Source organism: Actibacterium sp. XHP0104 (genome assembly GCF_025751515.1).
Lineage (GTDB): Bacteria > Pseudomonadota > Alphaproteobacteria > Rhodobacterales > Rhodobacteraceae > Actibacterium_D.
The window spans coordinates 267,187-284,320 of record NZ_JAOWLE010000002.1; the positions used below are offsets into that span (position 1 = coordinate 267,187).

General features: G+C 64.7%; 18 protein-coding genes. 10 read left to right on the forward strand and 8 right to left on the reverse strand.

The window, feature by feature from the left end:
• The first annotated feature begins 130 nt into the window (after window positions 1-130).
• The 3 genes from OE856_RS05740 to OE856_RS05750 all read left to right on the forward strand — a co-directional run bounded on the left by OE856_RS05740 (window position 131) and on the right by OE856_RS05750 (window position 2,452).
• Entirely contained in the window at window positions 131-430 is a 300-nt protein-coding gene (locus OE856_RS05740) for a hypothetical protein (protein WP_263715095.1), read from the forward strand.
• Window positions 431-573: 143 nt separating this feature from the next.
• Entirely contained in the window at window positions 574-1,560 is a 987-nt protein-coding gene (gene dusA, locus OE856_RS05745) for a tRNA dihydrouridine(20/20a) synthase DusA (RefSeq protein ID WP_263715096.1), read from the forward strand.
• Between the two features lie 67 nt (window positions 1,561-1,627).
• Window positions 1,628-2,452, forward strand: coding sequence for a sulfite exporter TauE/SafE family protein (locus tag OE856_RS05750; RefSeq protein WP_263715097.1), 825 nt, complete (start codon window positions 1,628-1,630; stop codon window positions 2,450-2,452).
• Here OE856_RS05750 and OE856_RS05755 read toward each other — a convergent pair.
• Genes OE856_RS05755 through ccmI form a run of 3 tightly spaced genes read right to left on the reverse strand, consistent with a single transcriptional unit; the run spans window position 2,449 to window position 4,372 of the window.
• Window positions 2,449-2,685, reverse strand: coding sequence for a DUF1289 domain-containing protein (locus OE856_RS05755; RefSeq protein ID WP_263715098.1), 237 nt, complete (start codon window positions 2,683-2,685; stop codon window positions 2,449-2,451). The genes OE856_RS05750 and OE856_RS05755 overlap by 4 nt on opposite strands.
• On the reverse strand, window positions 2,682-3,161 hold the full coding sequence (ruvX, locus tag OE856_RS05760) for a Holliday junction resolvase RuvX (protein WP_263715099.1): 480 nt from the start codon (window positions 3,159-3,161) through the stop codon (window positions 2,682-2,684). Before ruvX ends, OE856_RS05755 begins: the two co-directional genes overlap by 4 nt.
• Window positions 3,158-4,372, reverse strand: a complete 1,215-nt coding sequence (gene ccmI, locus OE856_RS05765; RefSeq protein ID WP_263715100.1) for a c-type cytochrome biogenesis protein CcmI — start codon at window positions 4,370-4,372, stop codon at window positions 3,158-3,160. The genes ruvX and ccmI overlap by 4 nt, the downstream gene beginning before the upstream one ends.
• 187 nt (window positions 4,373-4,559) lie before the next feature.
• Here ccmI and OE856_RS05770 point away from each other — a divergent pair, with 187 nt between their 5' ends.
• Window positions 4,560-5,813, forward strand: a complete 1,254-nt coding sequence (locus OE856_RS05770) for a sarcosine oxidase subunit beta family protein (RefSeq protein WP_263715101.1) — start codon at window positions 4,560-4,562, stop codon at window positions 5,811-5,813.
• Between the two features lie 2 nt (window positions 5,814-5,815).
• Here OE856_RS05770 and OE856_RS05775 read toward each other — a convergent pair whose 3' ends face one another.
• On the reverse strand, window positions 5,816-5,962 hold the full coding sequence (locus tag OE856_RS05775) for a hypothetical protein (RefSeq protein ID WP_263715102.1): 147 nt from the start codon (window positions 5,960-5,962) through the stop codon (window positions 5,816-5,818).
• Window positions 5,963-6,066: 104 nt separating this feature from the next.
• On the opposite strand from OE856_RS05775, the gene OE856_RS05780 reads away from it, so the two are divergent.
• The 4 genes from OE856_RS05780 (at window position 6,067) to OE856_RS05795 (ending at window position 11,121) form a co-directional block, all read left to right on the forward strand.
• Window positions 6,067-6,396 carry a sarcosine oxidase subunit delta gene (locus tag OE856_RS05780; protein WP_263715103.1) on the forward strand — a complete coding sequence of 110 codons (330 nt, stop codon included), beginning with the start codon at window positions 6,067-6,069 and terminating at the stop codon, window positions 6,394-6,396.
• Entirely contained in the window at window positions 6,393-9,404 is a 3,012-nt protein-coding gene (locus OE856_RS05785) for a sarcosine oxidase subunit alpha family protein (protein WP_263715104.1), read from the forward strand. The genes OE856_RS05780 and OE856_RS05785 overlap by 4 nt, the downstream gene beginning before the upstream one ends.
• On the forward strand, window positions 9,397-9,963 hold the full coding sequence (locus OE856_RS05790) for a sarcosine oxidase subunit gamma (RefSeq protein WP_263715105.1): 567 nt from the start codon (window positions 9,397-9,399) through the stop codon (window positions 9,961-9,963). Before OE856_RS05785 ends, OE856_RS05790 begins: the two co-directional genes overlap by 8 nt.
• 108 nt (window positions 9,964-10,071) lie before the next feature.
• On the forward strand, window positions 10,072-11,121 hold the full coding sequence (locus OE856_RS05795; protein WP_263715106.1) for an ATP-grasp fold amidoligase family protein: 1,050 nt from the start codon (window positions 10,072-10,074) through the stop codon (window positions 11,119-11,121).
• Here OE856_RS05795 and OE856_RS05800 read toward each other — a convergent pair whose 3' ends face one another.
• From OE856_RS05800 to OE856_RS05810, 3 genes are read right to left on the reverse strand one after another with little or no spacing between them, the layout of a single operon-like run.
• Window positions 11,122-11,928: a sulfotransferase gene (locus OE856_RS05800; RefSeq protein ID WP_263715107.1), complete on the reverse strand. Its 807-nt coding sequence runs from the start codon at window positions 11,926-11,928 to the stop codon at window positions 11,122-11,124. It abuts the gene before it with no gap.
• 7 nt (window positions 11,929-11,935) lie between these two features.
• The gene (locus OE856_RS05805; protein WP_263715108.1) at window positions 11,936-12,943 is read right to left on the reverse strand and encodes a glycosyltransferase family 2 protein; all 1,008 of its coding nucleotides are present in this window, start codon (window positions 12,941-12,943) and stop codon (window positions 11,936-11,938) included.
• Window positions 12,940-14,346 (reverse strand): glycosyltransferase family 2 protein, encoded by a 1,407-nt coding sequence (locus OE856_RS05810; protein ID WP_263715109.1) that lies wholly within the window; start codon window positions 14,344-14,346, stop codon window positions 12,940-12,942. The genes OE856_RS05805 and OE856_RS05810 overlap by 4 nt, the downstream gene beginning before the upstream one ends.
• Before the next feature lie 210 nt (window positions 14,347-14,556).
• Here OE856_RS05810 and OE856_RS05815 point away from each other — a divergent pair, with 210 nt between their 5' ends.
• Window positions 14,557-15,156: a superoxide dismutase gene (locus tag OE856_RS05815; protein ID WP_263715111.1), complete on the forward strand. Its 600-nt coding sequence runs from the start codon at window positions 14,557-14,559 to the stop codon at window positions 15,154-15,156.
• A 132-nt stretch (window positions 15,157-15,288) separates the two neighbouring features.
• On the opposite strand, the gene OE856_RS05820 is transcribed toward OE856_RS05815, so the two are convergent.
• The gene (locus OE856_RS05820; RefSeq protein ID WP_263715112.1) at window positions 15,289-15,849 is read right to left on the reverse strand and encodes a TIGR00730 family Rossman fold protein; all 561 of its coding nucleotides are present in this window, start codon (window positions 15,847-15,849) and stop codon (window positions 15,289-15,291) included.
• A gap of 94 nt (window positions 15,850-15,943) precedes the next feature.
• On the opposite strand from OE856_RS05820, the gene OE856_RS05825 reads away from it, so the two are divergent.
• Window positions 15,944-17,074 carry a LysM peptidoglycan-binding domain-containing protein gene (locus OE856_RS05825; protein ID WP_263715113.1) on the forward strand — a complete coding sequence of 377 codons (1,131 nt, stop codon included), beginning with the start codon at window positions 15,944-15,946 and terminating at the stop codon, window positions 17,072-17,074.
• Window positions 17,075-17,134: the final 60 nt, after the last annotated feature.

Below are 17,134 nucleotides of genomic sequence, written 5' to 3' on the forward strand. Positions count from 1 at the left end.
GATGCAACGGGGACACGACAGTTTTGAAACGGGTTTACGAAGTCACGCTACGGCAAACCGCCCCGACGAAACTGATCTGCGGGCCGTCATAAAACTGTTGCAATGTGGGTTTGGATGCTAGGATGCGCGTATGAAACCGCTTGTAAGTCTTTCGATTTGTGCGGCTTTGACCGTGCCGTTGCCCGCCGGGGCGACGATCTCGGACTTGTTCTGCGATGACACGGCGCGGCTGGAGCAGCAGCTTTTGCGCGCGCAGGGCGCAACAAGGGTCGGCCAGGGCATGCGCGGGCCAGATGCGCTGTTGACCGTGTGGATCACCCCGTCGAACGGCGAATGGACACTGGTTCAGAACTACGCCAACGGCACGTCCTGCGTGGTTGCCATGGGTGAGAACTGGCAAGCCGTCGATCCGCCCCAAGATCCGGCCTGATGCCCCCCGATCACCGGTCAGCATCCTCGGGCCATGCCAGGCGCCGGGTGGTTTCCCTCAGCCATATATATCCGCTATAGGGGGGCCGAATGCATCGCCCGCGCGGCGGACACGCATCTCGCCGATACTGGAAGACACGGAAAATGCATATCCATCAGCATGCCAAACTCTCCATCGCCCCGATGATGGACTGGACCGACCGCCATTGCCGCTATCTGCACCGGCTGATGTCGTCGCAGGCGCTGCTGTATACGGAAATGGTGACATCCCCCGCGCTGGTACGTGGCGGGGCGCGGCATTTGCTGCGGTTCGATCCGTCTGAACATCCGGTCGCGGTGCAGTTGGGCGGATCGGACCCGGCCGAGCTGGCGCAGGCGGCGATGATGTGCTGTGACGAAGGCTATGACGAGGTGAACCTGAATGTCGGTTGCCCGTCCGACCGGGTGCAATCGGGCACGTTCGGCGCGGTGCTGATGAAAACGCCCGAGCTGGTCGCCGAATGCGCGGCGGCAATGATCGCGGCCTCAAGCGTCGAGGTGACGGTGAAATGCCGCATCGGTGTTGACGAGCAAGACCCGCAAGAGGTGCTGCCGCGCTTTCTTGAAACCGTCCGCGCCGCCGGTGTCAGCCGCTTTGCCATCCATGCGCGCAAGGCCTGGCTGCAAGGGCTCAGCCCCAAGGAAAACCGCGATATCCCCCCGCTGGATTACGATCTTGTGCATCAGATGAAGCGTGACTTTCCTGATCTGCATATCTCGATCAACGGCGGGATCGAGAGCCTGGCCCAGGCGCGCGCGCTGCTGGATGCCGGACTGGACGGCGTCATGATCGGGCGCGCCGCCTATCACAGCCCCAGCGACATCCTGTTGGGCGCAGACGAAGAGATTTTCGGCATCCCCGGTCGCAAGACCCCCGACCAGGTGGTGCATGAGATGCGGCCTTATATCGCCACCCATCTGGACGAGGGCGGCAAGCTGCATCAGGTGACGCGGCATATGCTGGGCCTGTTCGCAGGTCGCCCCGGCGCGCGGCAATGGCGGCGCATCCTGTCGGAAAAAGGCCATGGCGCGGATGCCGGGCTGCATGTGCTGGACGAGGCGCTAGAGGCCGTCACCCGCGCCGCCGCCTGAATTTTTCATGGCCAACCGCACCGAACCGGGCTAATTGGCAAGAAACCCTGACCAGACGGAGCCGGCAATGCCCGATATCACCACACTCGTTACGCTGGCCGTCATCTTGATGGGGATCGGGGCCTTTGCGGGTGTCCTGGCCGGGCTCTTGGGCGTGGGCGGAGGCATCGTGTTGGTGCCGGCCTTTCTCTATACCTTCAGCGCGCTGGGCTATGACGGGCCGCAGCTGATGCAGATCTGTCTGGCGACCTCGCTGGCGACGATCATCGTGACCTCGATCCGCTCGGTCCTGAGCCACAACCGCAAGGGCGCGGTGGATTGGGGCATTCTGAAAACCTGGGCGCCGGGCATCATGGTGGGCGCGCTGGTGGGGGTGCTGGTCGCGTCGAACCTGCGCTCGACGGTGTTGCAGGGCATCTTTGGCGTGCTGGGCATGTGCATCGCGCTGTATCTGGCCTTTGGCCGCCAAAGCTGGAAGATCGCCGAGCAGATGCCGGGCCGCGCCGTCAGCGCGCCGGTCTCGGCGGTGATTGGCTTTCTGTCGGTGCTGATGGGCATTGGCGGCGGGTCGTTCGCGGTGCCGACGATGACTCTGTATGGCCAGCCCATTCACCGCGCCGTGGCGACGGCGGCGGGGTTCGGGCTATGCATCGCGCTGCCCTCGGCGATTGCGTTCTTTTTCGTGAGTATCCCCACCGAGGCCAAGCCCCCGCTGACGCTGGGCGCGGTCAATATCCCGGCCTTCCTGATCGTGATCGCGATGACCATGATCACCGCGCCCTTGGGCGCGAAACTGGCGCATAAGATGAACCCCAAGCCGCTGAAGCGGGTGTTCGCGCTGTTCCTGATGGTGGTGGCCGGGCGGATGCTGCTGCGGACGCTGGGCGTCTAGTCGGTCTGACCCAACCGGCCCGCGCGACCGCCCCGGCGCTGGGTCAACAGCGGTTTGCGGGCGGGCAGCTCGGCCATCACGGCGCGGCGGGCATCGGGTGTCATCCGGCCCCAGGCAGCGATTTCATCCAGGCTGCGTAGGCAACCGGTGCACAGACGCGATTTCGGCTCGATCACGCAGATCTTGACGCAGGGGCTTTCCACCTCGTCGCGCTTCCAGACCTCGTCGCTCATGCCGCCCCCCGGATATGGCGCAGCCGGTCCAGCACGCCTTGCAGGATATAGCCCGCGGCCACGTGGTCGATCACCTCGGCCCGACGGCGGCGCGATGTGTCGGCTTCGAGCAGCGCGCGTTCGGCGGCAACCGTCGACAAGCGTTCATCCCAAAAGGTGATCGGCAGGTCGGTCATCCGGCTGATATTGCGGGCAAAAGCGCGGGTCGACTGGCAGCGCGCGCCCTCGGTCCCGTCCATGTTGCGCGGCAGGCCCAGGATCAGCCCGCCCAGCTCGCGCTCGGCAGCGATTTCCAGCACGCGCGCCGCGTCGAGCGAGAATTTCTTGCGCCGGATGGTTTCCAGCGGGGTCGCGACCGACAGCATCCGGTCGGATACCGCAACGCCCACGGTCTTTTCGCCCAGATCCAGCCCCGCCAAAGCCCGCATCGGGGGCAGGGCGGCGGCGAACTCGGCGATATCCTCGTAAACGCTCATTGCGCGACGCCTGCGGCCTGGGCGGCGGCGCGCACGGTGTCCAGCGCGTCAGTACGGGTGGCGAAGACGGTCTGTGCCTCGGCCCAGATCGCGGCGGCGCGATCGGTGTCGCCCAGCACGCCAAGGGCGCCGATCAGCTGCGCCCATTCCTCGGGGCTGCCGCCCTGGTTGGCCAGACGGTCGCTAAGCCGGTCGACCATGCCGCGGATCATGTCCTGGCGGTCGGCCTCGGACATCTCGCCCGCGGCCTCGATATCCTCGGCAGAGGGGCCGCGCGGGGCGGGGGGCGTGTAATCGACGCCGGCCAGAAAGGCCAGTTCCTCGATCCCCTGGCGCACGATAGGCTCCCACGGGTCGTCGGGCCTGCTTTGTTCCAGCAGGGCGCGCCAGACGTTGAAGGCAATATCGGGCCGCCCGGTGCGCGCATAAAGCAGCCCGGCATAGAACAGCGCCGTGTCATTGCCCCGATCCCGGGTCAGCGCCTGGTTCAGCGCGGCCTCGGCCTGGGGCGAGATATAGCCGTCTGCGGCCAGGATCAGCAGCTCGGCCAGCGCGGCGAAATCCTGGGCCTCGGCGGCGTCGCCCTTCAGCCCGATCAGTTTCGACTGGGCGGCGTAGGCATCGCGGTAATTGCCCAGAGTGGCCTCGCTCTTGGCCAGCATCTGCAGGCCCTGCATGTCCTCGGGGCGCTCGGCCACGACGCGGCGCAGCTCGGCCACCAGCTCGGCATAGCGCGGGTCGGTTTGGGTGGTCGGGTCGGGCGGGATCTGGGCCTCGGCCTCGGTCTGGCTGATGCGGGACGCGCGGGCCTCGTCGGCGGCGGCCTTGCGGTCGGCCAGCGGCATGTCGGGATAGCCCGGCGCGCCGAGGTTTTTGTAAAGCAGCATCGTGCCGGCCAGAACCGCCGCGACGACCAGAACGCCCGCAAGCCGGTTCACCGATCGCGGCGCGTTCCCGACACCAGTGTCCGCCCGCATCGCCTTGTCGGCCTCGAGAATACGGCGCGACACTTCGATGCGCGCGCGCTCGGCCTCGGCCTCGGACAAGACACCGCGCGCCAGATCCTTTTCGACCTCGCGCAGCTGGTCCTGATAGACCTTCAGGTCATAGGCCGCGGCCGGCGCCTGACCTGACCGCCCACGCACCATCGCAGCCCGCAGCGAGAAAGCCACCAGCGCGGCCAGAAATGCGGCGATCAGCCAGAACCCCATGGAACCTCCCGTTTTTGTCACAGGGGGATGTAGGCGTTTCGGACCGCAACGGAAAGGGGCAATCCCGTCGTGGCCCGTTTTCGGCCCATATGTCGCAAATTTTTTCCCAAGTGCCGCTGGCAGTCATGGGGCATTCGGGGCAGCATCCCATTACTGGGACAAGAACCGCGGCAAGAGGAATCGCACCATGGCCAGACGGCGCTATTCGGTATTTGCACTGGCGCGCGAGGCATTGCGCTATCACGCCGGCTGGGAACGGGCCTGGAACAGCCCGGCGCCGAAATCCCGCTATGACGTGATCATCATCGGGGCCGGCGGGCACGGGCTGGCGACGGCCTATTACTTGGGCAAGAATTTCGGCATCACCAATGTGGCGGTGCTGGAAAAGGGCTGGCTGGGCGGCGGCAACACCGGGCGCAACACCACGATCATCCGCTCGAACTATCTGCAAGACCCCTCTGCCGCGATCTATGAAAAGGCGCGCAGCCTGTATGAAACCATGAGCCAGGACCTGAACATGAACGTCATGTTCAGCCCGCGCGGCGTGATCATGCTGGCCCAGACCGAACACGAGGTCCGCGGCTACCAACGCACCGCCCATGCCAACAGCCTGCAAGGCGTGCAGACCGAGTTCATCAGCCCCGCGCGGGTGAAACAGCTGGTACCGATCATGAATATCGACGGGCCGCGCTATCCGGTGCTGGGTGGCCTCTGGCAGGAGCGCGGCGGCACCGCGCGCCATGACGCGGTGGCCTGGGGCTATGCGCGGGCGTGCTCGGGCATGGGGATGGACATCATCCAGCAATGCGAGGTCACCGGCATCCGCCGCGAGGGCGGCAAGGTCACTGGCGTCACCACCACCAGGGGCGATATCGGCTGTTCGAAGCTGGGCATCGTGGTGGCGGGGCATTCGGGCGTCATGGCCGAAAAGGCCGGGTTCCGCCTGCCGATCGAAAGCCTGGCGCTGCAGGCGCTGGTCTCAGAGCCGATCAAGCCCTGCATGGATGTGGTGGTGATGGCCAACACCGTGCATGGCTATATGTCGCAATCCGACAAGGGCGAGATGGTGATCGGCGGCGGCACCGACGGGTTCAACAACTACACCCAGCGCGGCAGCTTTCATCACATCGAGGAAACCCTGCGCGCCCTGGTCGAGACCTTCCCGGTGATCTCGCGGCTGAAGATGCTGCGGCAATGGGGCGGGATCGTCGACATGACCGGCGACCGCTCGCCCATCATCTCGAAAACGCCGCTGGGCGGGTGCTTTGTCAATTGCGGCTGGGGCACGGGGGGCTTCAAGGCCATCCCCGGATCGGGCTGGGCCATGGCCGAGCTGATCGCCAAGGGCGAACCGGGGCCTCTGGCGGCAGAGTTCGGCCTGAACCGTTTCGCCGAAGGCCGGTTCATCGACGAAAGCGTAGCAGCGGGGGTGGCGCATTGATGTCAGTCGCGCCAGTAATCCCATTTCGGGCCGCCACCCTTGGCGCGATTGTTGGTGTCATCGGGGGGCGTGCGAAAGCCGTTCCAGACCATCACGCTTGCCAGCACGATCAATCCGCCCAAAATTGCGATACCGCCCAAGAACCCCATAGGCCTAACCTCTGTGTTTCCTTCAAGATGGGGGCAGGGCAGGGCTTGCGCAAGGCAGGGGCGATGCCAGACCAACAGCCGATCCATTCCGCAGGAGCCGTGACATGCTGATACTTCGTTGCCCCTATTGCGGTGTCTCGGGCGAAGAGACTGAATTTCACGCCGGCGGCGAGGCGCATCTGAAACGCTTTGGCCCCGGATCATCCGACGCCGAATTCGAGGCCTATCTGTTCCAGCGCGAAAACCCCAAGGGCGTGCATTTCGAACGCTGGCGCCATGTGAATGGCTGCGGCAAGTGGTTCCACGCCGCCCGCTGCACCGCGACCCTAGAGGTATTCGGCACCTATCCCGCGCAAAGCACCGAGCCGCCCGCCGATCTGCGCAAGGCGATTTCCGCAAAACGACCCGGCTGGAAGTGGAGAGAATTCTCATGAGCAGACGCATCCAACAGGGTGGCCGCCTGATCGACCGCGCCCAACGCGAAAGCTTTGCCTTCAATGGCCGTCAGATGTCGGGCTTTGCCGGTGACACGCTGGCCTCGGCCCTGCTGGCCAATGACCAGATGATGATGGGGCGGTCGTTCAAATATCACCGCCCGCGCGGCCCCGTGGCCTCGGGCGCCGAAGAACCCAACGCGCTGGTCGGTCTCAGCGCAGGCGCCCGGTTTGAGCCCAACCAGCGCACCACCACAACCGAGATCTATACCGGCCTGACGGCGCGCAGCCAGAACCACTGGCCCAGCCTCGACTATGACATCGGCGCGCTGAACGGCTTCCTGTCGCCCTTCCTGCCGGCGGGGTTCTATTACAAGACCTTCATGCATCCGCGCCCGTTGTGGAAAGCGCTGTTCGAGCCGGTCATCCGCCACAGCGCCGGCCTGGGCAAGGCCCCGACCGAGGGCGATGCCGACCGCTATGAACATTTCTATTTCTTCGCCGATGTGATGATCGTGGGCGGTGGCATTGCCGGGCTTCAGGCCGCGCTGGCTGCCGGGCGGGCCGGGGCCAAGGTGCTGCTGATCGAACAGACCGCCCATTGGGGCGGCCGCGCGCCGGTTGATGGTGTGATGATCGGCGGCAAGCCCGCGGACGAATGGATCGCCGCCACGCTGGACACGCTGAACGCGATGGACAACGTCACCCTGCGTAGCCGCACCATGGGGGCAGGGGTCTATGACCACGGCTATGCGCTGGCCTATGAGCGTTGCGAGGATGCCGTGCCCCAGGCCCGCGGCCCGCGTCACCGCCTGTGGCGCGTGCGGGCCGGGCAGATCATCACCGCCACCGGCGCGATTGAGCGGCCTTTGTCCTTCCCGGGCAATGATGTGCCGGGGGTGATGCTGGCCTCGGCCGTGCGCGACTATCTGGTCAACTGGGCCGTTGCTGTCGGCAAGCGTACCGTGATCGTCACCAATAATGACGATGCCTATCGCACCGCGATCGCGCTGCACGATGCGGGCGAGGCCGTGCCCGTCATCGTCGATGCGCGCCCTGACGCCAAAGGCCCCTTGCCAGAACGCGCCCGCGCGCTGGGTATCCGCATCGAACAGGGCTGCGGCCTGTCGGGCGTCAAGGGCGGCAAACGCGTCACCGGCGCGCAGATCTGCCGCCAAAGCGGCGCCGGGGCCGTGATCGAAGAGGTGCCCTGCGACGCCATCGCCATGTCGGGGGGCTGGTCTCCGGTTGTGCACCTGTGGTCGCATTGCGGCGGCAAGCTGACCTGGGACGACGCCCAGGCCCATTTCCGCCCCGATCCCAGCCGCCCGCCCATCGGCCATGACGGCGCTGGCTTTGTCATCGCGGCCGGGTCGGCCAATGGCGAAATGCTGGCGGGCGCCTGCCTGCAAGACGGCGACGCGGCGGGCAAGGCCGCGATCAAGGCGCTGGGCCTCAAGGCCAAGGGCGGGGCAATCGCCCAGGCCGAGGCCGAGGGTGAACACCCGATGATGCCCGTCTGGCTGATGCCGGCGGACGCCACGCCCGAGCTGAAGATGAAAATCTTCCTCGATTACCAGAACGACGTGAAGCTGAGCGACGTGCAACTGGCCGCGCGCGAAGGCTATGAAAGCGTCGAACACACCAAGCGCTATACCACGCTGGGCATGGCGACGGATCAGGGCAAGCTGAGCAATATCAATGGCTTGGCGGCGCTGTCGCAGGCGCTGGGCGCCGATATTCCCGATGTCGGCACCACCACCTTCCGCCCGCCCTATACGCCGATCTCGATCGGCTCGATCGCGGGCGAGGCGCGCGGCCCGATCTTTCAACCCATCCGCCAGACGCCCATGCATGCCTGGCACAGCGAAAACGGCGCCGATTTCGAACCGGTCGGCCAATGGCGGCGGCCCTATTGCTATCTGCGCGACGGTGAAACCCGCGCCGATGCGGTGACCCGTGAGGTCAGAAATACCCGTCAGGCGGTTGGGTTGCTGGATGCCTCGACGCTGGGTAAGCTGGTGGTCAAGGGGCCGGACGCGGGCAAGCTGCTGGATCTGGTCTATACCAACATGATGTCGACGCTGAAGCCCGGCAATTGCCGCTATGGGTTGATGTGCAACGACAACGGGTTCCTGATCGACGATGGCGTCGTGGCGCGGATCGATGATCAGACCTTCCTGTGCCACACCACCACCGGCGGGGCCGAGCGCATTCATGCGCATCTCGAGGAATGGCTGCAAACCGAATGGTGGGACATGCAGGCTTATGTCGCCAACCTGACCGAGCAATACGCCCAGATCGCCGTGGTCGGCCCCAAGGCGCGCACGGTTCTGGAAAAGCTGGGCGGCATGGATGTCGGGCGCGACACGCTGCCCTTCATGGGCTGGGCCGAGGGCGAACTGGCCGGAATCCCGGCGCGGGTTTACCGGATCTCGTTTTCGGGCGAGCTTAGCTTTGAGGTCGCCGTGCCGGCCAGCCGCGGGCAGGAGTTCTGGAACAAATGCCTGGCCGCGGGGGCCGAGTTCGGCATCATGCCCTATGGCACCGAGGCCCTGCACGTGCTGCGCGCCGAAAAGGGCTTTATCATGATCGGGGATGAAACCGACGGCACCGTGATCCCGCAGGATCTGGGGCTGAACTGGGCGATCTCGAAAAAGAAGGACGATTTTATCGGCAAACGCGCCCAGCAGCGCAGCCATATGACCGACCCGAACCGCTGGAAGCTGGTCGGGCTGGAAACGCTGGACGGCACCCCGCTGGAAGATGGCGCCTATGCGATTGCCGAGGGCACGAACGCCAATGGCCAGCGCAAGACGCAAGGCCGCGTGACCTCGACCTATTACTCGCCGACACTGGATCGCGGCATCGCCATGGGGCTGGTGCTGAATGGGCCGGATCGCATGGGCGAGGTGCTGGAATTCACCCGCACCGACCGCCCGCCGCAACATGCGCGCATCGTCGATGCGGTGTTCTATGACAAGGAAGGGGAGAAACAGAATGTCTGATCCCGCCACCCCCCTGAACGGCGCGCATTACGCGGGCTATGTCACCATCGCCGAGGCCGCCCCGCGCGGCATGATCACCCTGCGCGGCGATCTGGGCGACAAGGGTTTTGCCAAGGTGGTGAAAGCCGTGACCGGGCTGGCCCTGCCGGGCCAACGCGAGTTTGCCGCCAAGGGTGATTTCGCCGTCGCCTGGATGTCGCCCGACGAGTTGCTGGTGCTTTGCACCTATGACCGCGCGAATGCGGTGGTGGCCGATCTGACCGCGCAACTGGGCGATTTGCACAGTCTTGCGGTGAACGTGTCGGACGCCCGCGCCCTGATCGAGATCACCGGCGATGACGCGCGCGAGGTGTTGGCCAAGCTGGCCCCGGTCGATCTGTCGCCCGGCGCATTCGGCCCCGGACAGATCCGCCGCAGCCGTCTGGCGCAGGTGCCGGCCGCTTTCTGGATGACCGACACCGGGTTTCAGCTGGTCTGCTTCCGCTCGGTCGCGGACTATGTGTTCGAGGCGCTTTCAACCGTCGCACAGCCCGGATCAAGGGTCGGGGCCCTTGTCTGAGGGCTGTAGAATTTCTGCAATAGCCCGGGATAATCGGGCGAATTGGCCCAATTGTGGTCACATTTCGAACATAATCTGCCATAACGCCTGAAAACGAAGGGGCAGAGGATGCGTGAGTTTCACGAGCAGGCTTTTTACAACAAACGCACCCGCGAAGAGATGAAGGATGGTTTCGTCAAGGAATACATCCGCGATTTCTGGGACTGGTATACCGATAATCTTAAGACCGCGCCGCGCTTGCCGGGCGAGCGGTGGATGACCGGCTATTCGGAACTGGGCGCGCGCAAGATGCGCAACGCCGCCCGGCGCGGTATCGGCGCCTATTACCGGGCGCGGGGCAGGTTCCCCGATTTCCTGGCGCCGCGCGACTATACCCAGATGACCCTGCTCAACAGCATCATCGCGCCCATGCCGCGGGTCATCCCCGCCGACAAGCTGAATGTAGGCGAGTTCATCCCCGAGCCCTTGCGCGACCAGGTGCGCCCGGCCAAGGTGCACCGCGTTTTCGACAGCGCCGAGGCGCTGAGCGACGACGGGCTGGAACCGGGCAGCTATTACCTCAAGTCCAATCACGGCAGCAGCCATGTGCTGCCCATCACCGCCCCCTTTGCGCCCGAGGCGCTGAAGGCCGCGCGCGAGGCCGCCGATGGCTGGCTGTCCAAGCCCTTTGGCACCCATTCCTCGCAATGGTGGTACCGGCTGATCGACCGCAAGATTTACCTCGAAGAAGACCTGCGCGAGACGCCCGATCAGCCCATCCCCGATTTCCGCTTTCACGTCATTAACGGGCGCGTGGCGCTGTTGCAGCTGGATCTGGGCCTGGGCACCGACAATCGCAACAACCCCGTCTTTGACGGCGATCTGAACTATCTGCCCCACAACTTCCTGCGCGATAACCTGGGCGAGGTCGATCTGCCCGCCCAAGCCGGGTTTGCCCGTGACGCCGCGCGCGAGATCGGGGCGCAGTTCCCCTATGTGCGGGTCGATTTCTACCTGCGCGGCGATGACCTGTTCCTGGGCGAGCTGACATTCCTGCCCAATTCGGGCCGGCGGCGCATCCGCTCGAACGAGTTGAACGAGATGCTGTGCAGTTATTGGAATCCGATGCCGCAGGTGGTCGCGATCGAAGCTGTCGCAGAGCAGCAGGCGGCCGAGTAATCAGGCGGCCTGCAATTCGGCCGCGGTGGGGCACTGATCCACCCAATCGTCATTCTCGGCATAGCCCAGCGTTTTCAGCGCCGCGCCATAGCGGGGCGCATAGATCTGCGCGATCTCGCGCGGCAGTTTCCGCATCCACTGCGCGGCCTTGCCCGAATTGACATGCAGCGCCACGCGATCAGAGCGGTTGCCCTGATCGGCCAGCCCGCCAAACAGGCTGTTCTGCCAATAGGCGCTGACCGCGCCGTCGATATCCAGCCCCTCGATGGCAAACCGTTCCAGCACGCCGCGAAACAGCGCGCAATCGGTGTCGTTGATCAGATCCTCATAGCGGATCTCGGCGGTGTTTGGCTGTCCATAGGTCCAGCGCAGCATTTCCTGCACGGTGGTGTCGTGCTTGTGCGCCATCTCGAACAGCAGTCGGGCGTGATCGTCGGGCAGGGCGTTCAGGTGGTCCTGATAGTTCAGCCCGTTCCACTCGTCGCGTGTCTCGCGCAGGAATTTCTCGTTCCCCAGACCCGCCACGCGGTGATAGCGCATGCCCGACAACAACACATCGCGCGGGTCGCGGATGATATGGATGAACCGCGCCGCCGGGTTGTCGATCAGCTGTCGCGGAAAGGTTGAGGACCAGTTGAACAGGATCGCCGGGCCGGTTTCGGGCAGATCGGCCAGCCGTTTCGGGCGATAGACCTGCATGGCATGAATGCCCTGTTCATTGGCGATCTGGCGCCAGACCTTGCGCATCCAGACCGTGCCGGTCTTGTGATGGGTGCCGATGCAGATGAAACGGGCAGGGGTGGTCATAGGGGCCTCAGGCGGTCTCGGTGGCTTGGGCGACCTCGTCGCCAAAGCTGCCGGTTTCGACAAAGCGGCGCCAGGTGTCGTCTTGCAGCTGATAGTCGATCACCTTGCGCGAGATATCCAGCGTGGCCTCGTGCAGCACCCGCAGCGCGGTGTCCTGCAACAGCGCGTCCATGCCGGGCTGGATGCCCTCGGTGCGGATCGAGCTGTCGGCACAGGCGTTCAGGTCATACCGGTCCCAATAGTCGGTATCGATACGATCCTTGTTCTTGGAATTGGCGGTGCCGCGCAGACGTTTCAGCAAAAACTCTTCGCGCGACTTGATCGCATAGTGGTTGATCTGGCCGAAATCATAGGCGTATTGGCCCGAATTGCTGCGCCAGCCCTTTTTGTGAAAGGCGTCGCCTATGTCTTGCCCCGCGCCATTGACCCATTTGGCCAGGTTGGGGGTCAAGTCACGGTCTTTGAAGAACTTGGGCCGGTGCACGCCGAAATAGTCAAAGACCCGCGGGCGGAACATGGTTTTAAACCCCCAGACCAGCCCGTTTTCGGGCTGATCGTTGGTCGAGCCCTGGGTAAAACGCTCGGTCACCGGCTCGGGCCGCATATGGGCCTCGCCGTTCGAGCCCATGATCTTCCAGTTCAGCGAGATCGCATCGGCATCGCCGCAGGCATCCAGCAAGTTGCCGATATGGCCGTCGCCCAGGTGGATATTCACGAACTCATCGGCATCGACGATCATCACCCAATCGGCATCGCGCACCGGCGCCATCTTGCCCGCGCGGCTATAGGCGGCGCGCTGCGGATCCATGCGCGGGCCCAGCGGGTTGTCGAAATGCTGAACGATGCCCATCTGGTCCAGCCGGTTCAGGATCAGGTTGGTGCCGTCAGTGCAATCGTTTGAAAACAATACGAAATCGTCAAAACCGATGGCGCGGTGATAGGCGATCCATTCCAGGATATAGGGGCCTTCGTTCTTCATCGTCGACACGATGATCTTGCGGCCGTGGCGGCTCATGATGACTTTCCAATCTTTGTGTCGCCATCCTGGGCCGAGGCCCATTCGGGGCGCGCGGCCTTGCCTTCTTCGCGCAGGGCCTTTCGACGTTCGCGGCGGGCCTCGCGTTCGGCCTTGCGGGCGGCGCGGGCGGCCTCTTTTTCGGCGTCTTCGGGTGCGGGATCGGATTGCACCGGCTTTAGCGGAACGACCTTGCCGTCATCGCTGGGCGCCGCGCCATCATCGACGCCGGCCGCCTCGCGCAGCGCGGCGCGGGTCTCGGCCTTGCGGGCGGTCTGGCTGCGCGCGATCATCAGCGCGATCTCGCGATCCGGCACGCCGGACTGGCGCCATTCCTCGACCTTGTCCTGCCATTGCTTGGGCAGATGCTGGGTAAAGAGGATCTCGTCCAGCTTGTCGATCGGCACCTTTGACGCCTCTTTCAGCGAGCCCAGCCATTCGTCATATTCGCCCGTCGCCCTTAGCCGTGCGACCTGGGCCTCGTGAAAGGCGTGGGCCTCTTCCTGCAGGCGGCGCAATTCGGGGTCGGCCAGCATCTTTTCCATCAGACGCCGCACCACGCCCGCATGGCGCGCGGCATTGGGGGCTTCGATCTCGTTGCGGTCGAAAATGGCGAAATAGTTGGCGTTATACTTGTCGGCCTTGTTGTTCACATTGCCGCGCATCCGGCGCAGCAGATAGGCCTCATAGCTTTTGACCGCGTAATGGTTCATCTCGACCAGGTCATAGCCCAGCGTCGGCTTGGTCGAGCGCCATCCCGACAGGTTGAAATCGGTCGGCATCGGCTGGCCCGAGCCGTTGACCCATTTCTGATCCATGAGCTTTTGCAGCTTTTCGGGCTGTTGCTTGGCCTTGCGGATATGCGGGCGGTGAATGCCCAGTTTCAGATCCTCGTAGGGCCGGAACAGTGTCTTGACGCCCCAGCCCTTTTTGAACGCATCCGGCGCGGCGCGGGTGAAACTTTCGGTCACCAGGCCGGGGTTCCAGTCGGTCAGCTCGCCAGAGCCGAAAAACCGCCAGGTAATGGCCAGCGCATCGGTGCCCTCGGGCAGGGCGGCCATCAGATCGGGCAGACGCCCGTCACCGACCTTGATCGACAGAAATTCGTCGGCATCCATGGTCAGCACCCAGTCGCTGTCGGTGACAACGGGGTTCTTGGACGCCAGTTGCAGCGCATGCGGCTGGGGTTTCTTGTCGGCGGGCACCTCGTTGCGGAAATGGTGGCAATAGCCCATTTCCTCTAGCCGGATCAGCATCTTGTCGGTGCCGTCGGTGCAGTTGTTGGTGTAGACGCAGATATTGTCGAAGCCCAGATAGTGGTGATAGGCCACCCATTCGACAAGGCAGTGCCCCTCGTCCTTCATCATGGACAAGATGGTATATGAATGGGCCTTATCGCTCATCTGGTGCCTGCTGTGCTCGGGGCCATTCTGCGCGGCCTTGGCTTTGGTTCCCGAAAGGATACAGGGCCAGCGCGATATGTCGAGGGCCGCACGGGCAAACCGGCAAAAAATGCGCCGCTTTCGCGGGCATATGGGCCGCGGGGGTTGACCTTTCCCGGTGCTGCCCTCCATCTAGTGGCAACGCAACGCACGAACCTACAGGGGGCTAAAATGGCTTTTGAACTTCCCGATCTTCCCTATGCCCATGACGCGCTGGCCGGTCTGGGCATGTCCGCCGAAACGCTGGAATACCACCACGACCTGCACCACAAGGCCTATGTCGACAACGGCAACAAGCTGATCGCCGGTACCGAGTGGGAAGGCAAGTCGCTCGAAGACATCATCACCGGCACCTATGCCGCCGGCGCGGTCGCCCAGAACGGCATCTTCAACAACGCCTCGCAGCACTGGAACCACATGCAGTTCTGGGAAATGATGGGCCCCGGCGGCAACGCCATGCCCGGCGAGCTGGAAAAGGCGATCACCGAAAGCTTTGGCTCGGTCGACGCGTTCAAGGAACAGTTCTCGGCCGCAGGCGCGGGTCAGTTCGGCTCGGGCTGGTGCTGGCTGGTGAAAGACACCGATGGCGGCCTCAAGGTCACCAAGACCGAAAACGGCGTCAACCCGCTGTGCTTTGGCCAGACCGCTCTGCTCGGCTGCGACGTGTGGGAACATTCCTACTACATCGACTTCCGCAACAAGCGTCCGGCCTACCTGACCAACTTCCTCGACAAGCTGGTCAACTGGGAAAACGTGGCCTCGCGCCTCTGATCACACGGCGCCACCGCGACATTCAAGGCCGGCCTCCGCGCAAGGGGCCGGCCTTTTCCGTTCTGATTTCTTCTTCGTGAAAATATCCCGGGGTCCGGGGCAGAGCCCCGGCGCGCGCAAAGGGCCGGGCCCTCAGCCCGACAGAGCAGCCTTCAGCCGCGCAGCCAGACCCGGTACATCGTCGACGAACTCTGCAAAATCATAAAGGTTGGCCTCGGCAAAGCCCTGCCCAACCACATTCTCGATCAGCGCCTTGAGCGGATCCCAATAGCCGTTGGTGTTCAGCACCAGGATCGGCTTGCGGTGCAGCGAGAGTTGCCGCCAGGTGACCACCTCGAAAAACTCGTCCAGCGAACCCGCGCCGCCGGGCAGCACCACGATCGCGTCCGAGTTCATGAACATCACCTTTTTGCGCTCATGCATGTTCTCGGTGACGATGAATGTCGACAGGTCGCGTTTGCCCACCTCGCGTTCGAACAGGTGCACCGGGATGACGCCAAAGGTTTCGCCACCCGCCGCCTGGGCCGTGCGCGCCACCCGGCCCATCAGCCCGACATCACCCGCCCCATAGACCAGACGCCAGCCGTTTTCCGCGATCTGGCGGCCCAACTCCTCGGCCGCGGCGCCAAAGGCGGGGTCGGCCCCGTCGCGCGAACCACAGAATACACAGATCGAATGGGGGGGACGGGTCATGGGCGCTCCGGTTACAGCAAACTGGATTCGTGATATCGGGGTTGCTAAGGTCTCGCAAGCGGCATGGGGAACTCGCCGCAGGGGAGACGGAGACATGGCAGTTTTGAATAATCTGGGCACGGGCGGCCGTGCCGCGGTTGCGGCGGGGCTGGTTCTGGTGATTGCGGGGGCGGGCTGGCTGGCCCTGCGGTCTGATCAGGGATCCGTGCCCGAGCCCGTGCCAGTGGCCCAGCCCGCACCCGAACCCGCGCCGCAACCGGTTGCCGAACCCGCCTCCGAGCCCGCGCCCGAGCCGACCCCCGAACCCGTGGCCCAGCCCGAGCCGCCCCAGCCGCCGGTCTTTGACCTGGTGCGGGTCGAGCCGGGCGGCGCCGCCACCGTTGCCGGCCGGGCCGAGGCCGGATCGGCGATCGAATTGCTGCTGGACCAGACGCAGGTGGCCGCCACCACGACCGACCCGGCCGGCAAGTTCGCCGCGCTGTTTGACGTGCCCCCCAGCGACGAGGCCCGCCTGCTGGGTCTGGTGATGGTGCTTGAGGATGGCACCCGCATCGCGGCGGTCGAGACCGTGATCCTGGCCCCTGTGCCCGCCATCCCGGCCGACGAACAACCCGCCCAGGCCGATGCCACCCCGCAAGAACCCGCCGCGCCTGCGGTACTTTTAGCCGATGATACGGGCGTCGAGGTTCTGCAACCCGCTGGCCCCGCCGCCGACATGCCCGAACTGGCCGTCGATGCCGTCGCCTATCCGCCCTCGGGCGGGGTGCAGTTCGACGGCCGCGCCGCGCCGGGCAGCTATGTGCGGCTTTATCTCGACAACGACCAGATTGCCGGCGCCCAGGTGGACGAGGCCGGGAAATGGGCCGCCGAGGCCCAGGGCATCGCAGCCGGCAGCTATATGCTGCGCGTCGATCAGATCGCCCCGGATGGGACGGCCGCCGCCCGGATCGAGCTGCCCTTCCTGCGCGAGGCCATCGAGCAGCTGGCCGAGGTCGCGCCCGAGCCCGAGCCTGAACCCCAGCCCGCCGCGCAACAGCCCGCCCCCGAGACCCCCAAGGTCAGACGGGTGACGGTCGAAAAGGGCTTTACCCTGTGGCAGATCGCCAACGAGGCCTATGGCGACGGGGTGCTCTACGTCAAAGTCTATGACGCCAACCGCAACCTGATCCGCGATCCTGACCTGATTTATCCCGGCCAGGTGTTCGAGGTGCCGCTGCCGCAATAACGCCCGCTCTGGCCTTTCGGCCTGCGCGCCCCTATCTGTTGCTGCAAGGCAGAACAGGGC

What these genes read in the sequence shown, in the direction of transcription:
- OE856_RS05755 (WP_263715098.1), bottom strand. Translation starts at nt 2,685, where the DNA reads ATGAGCGACGAGGTCTGGAAGCGCGACGAGGTGGAAAGCCCCTGCGTC.
- OE856_RS05805 (WP_263715108.1), bottom strand. Translation starts at nt 12,943, where the DNA reads ATGAGCCGCCACGGCCGCAAGATCATCGTGTCGACGATGAAGAACGAA.
- OE856_RS05740 (WP_263715095.1), top strand. Translation starts at nt 131, where the DNA reads ATGAAACCGCTTGTAAGTCTTTCGATTTGTGCGGCTTTGACCGTGCCG.
- OE856_RS05750 (WP_263715097.1), top strand. Translation starts at nt 1,628, where the DNA reads ATGCCCGATATCACCACACTCGTTACGCTGGCCGTCATCTTGATGGGG.
- OE856_RS05825 (WP_263715113.1), top strand. Translation starts at nt 15,944, where the DNA reads ATGGCAGTTTTGAATAATCTGGGCACGGGCGGCCGTGCCGCGGTTGCG.
- OE856_RS05820 (WP_263715112.1), bottom strand. Translation starts at nt 15,849, where the DNA reads ATGACCCGTCCCCCCCATTCGATCTGTGTATTCTGTGGTTCGCGCGAC.
- ruvX (WP_263715099.1), bottom strand. Translation starts at nt 3,161, where the DNA reads ATGAGCGTTTACGAGGATATCGCCGAGTTCGCCGCCGCCCTGCCCCCG.
- OE856_RS05800 (WP_263715107.1), bottom strand. Translation starts at nt 11,928, where the DNA reads ATGACCACCCCTGCCCGTTTCATCTGCATCGGCACCCATCACAAGACC.
- OE856_RS05775 (WP_263715102.1), bottom strand. Translation starts at nt 5,962, where the DNA reads ATGGGGTTCTTGGGCGGTATCGCAATTTTGGGCGGATTGATCGTGCTG.
- OE856_RS05785 (WP_263715104.1), top strand. Translation starts at nt 6,393, where the DNA reads ATGAGCAGACGCATCCAACAGGGTGGCCGCCTGATCGACCGCGCCCAA.
- ccmI (WP_263715100.1), bottom strand. Translation starts at nt 4,372, where the DNA reads ATGGGGTTCTGGCTGATCGCCGCATTTCTGGCCGCGCTGGTGGCTTTC.
- OE856_RS05810 (WP_263715109.1), bottom strand. Translation starts at nt 14,346, where the DNA reads ATGAGCGATAAGGCCCATTCATATACCATCTTGTCCATGATGAAGGAC.
- OE856_RS05795 (WP_263715106.1), top strand. Translation starts at nt 10,072, where the DNA reads ATGCGTGAGTTTCACGAGCAGGCTTTTTACAACAAACGCACCCGCGAA.
- OE856_RS05815 (WP_263715111.1), top strand. Translation starts at nt 14,557, where the DNA reads ATGGCTTTTGAACTTCCCGATCTTCCCTATGCCCATGACGCGCTGGCC.
- dusA (WP_263715096.1), top strand. Translation starts at nt 574, where the DNA reads ATGCATATCCATCAGCATGCCAAACTCTCCATCGCCCCGATGATGGAC.
- OE856_RS05790 (WP_263715105.1), top strand. Translation starts at nt 9,397, where the DNA reads ATGTCTGATCCCGCCACCCCCCTGAACGGCGCGCATTACGCGGGCTAT.
- OE856_RS05780 (WP_263715103.1), top strand. Translation starts at nt 6,067, where the DNA reads ATGCTGATACTTCGTTGCCCCTATTGCGGTGTCTCGGGCGAAGAGACT.
- OE856_RS05770 (WP_263715101.1), top strand. Translation starts at nt 4,560, where the DNA reads ATGGCCAGACGGCGCTATTCGGTATTTGCACTGGCGCGCGAGGCATTG.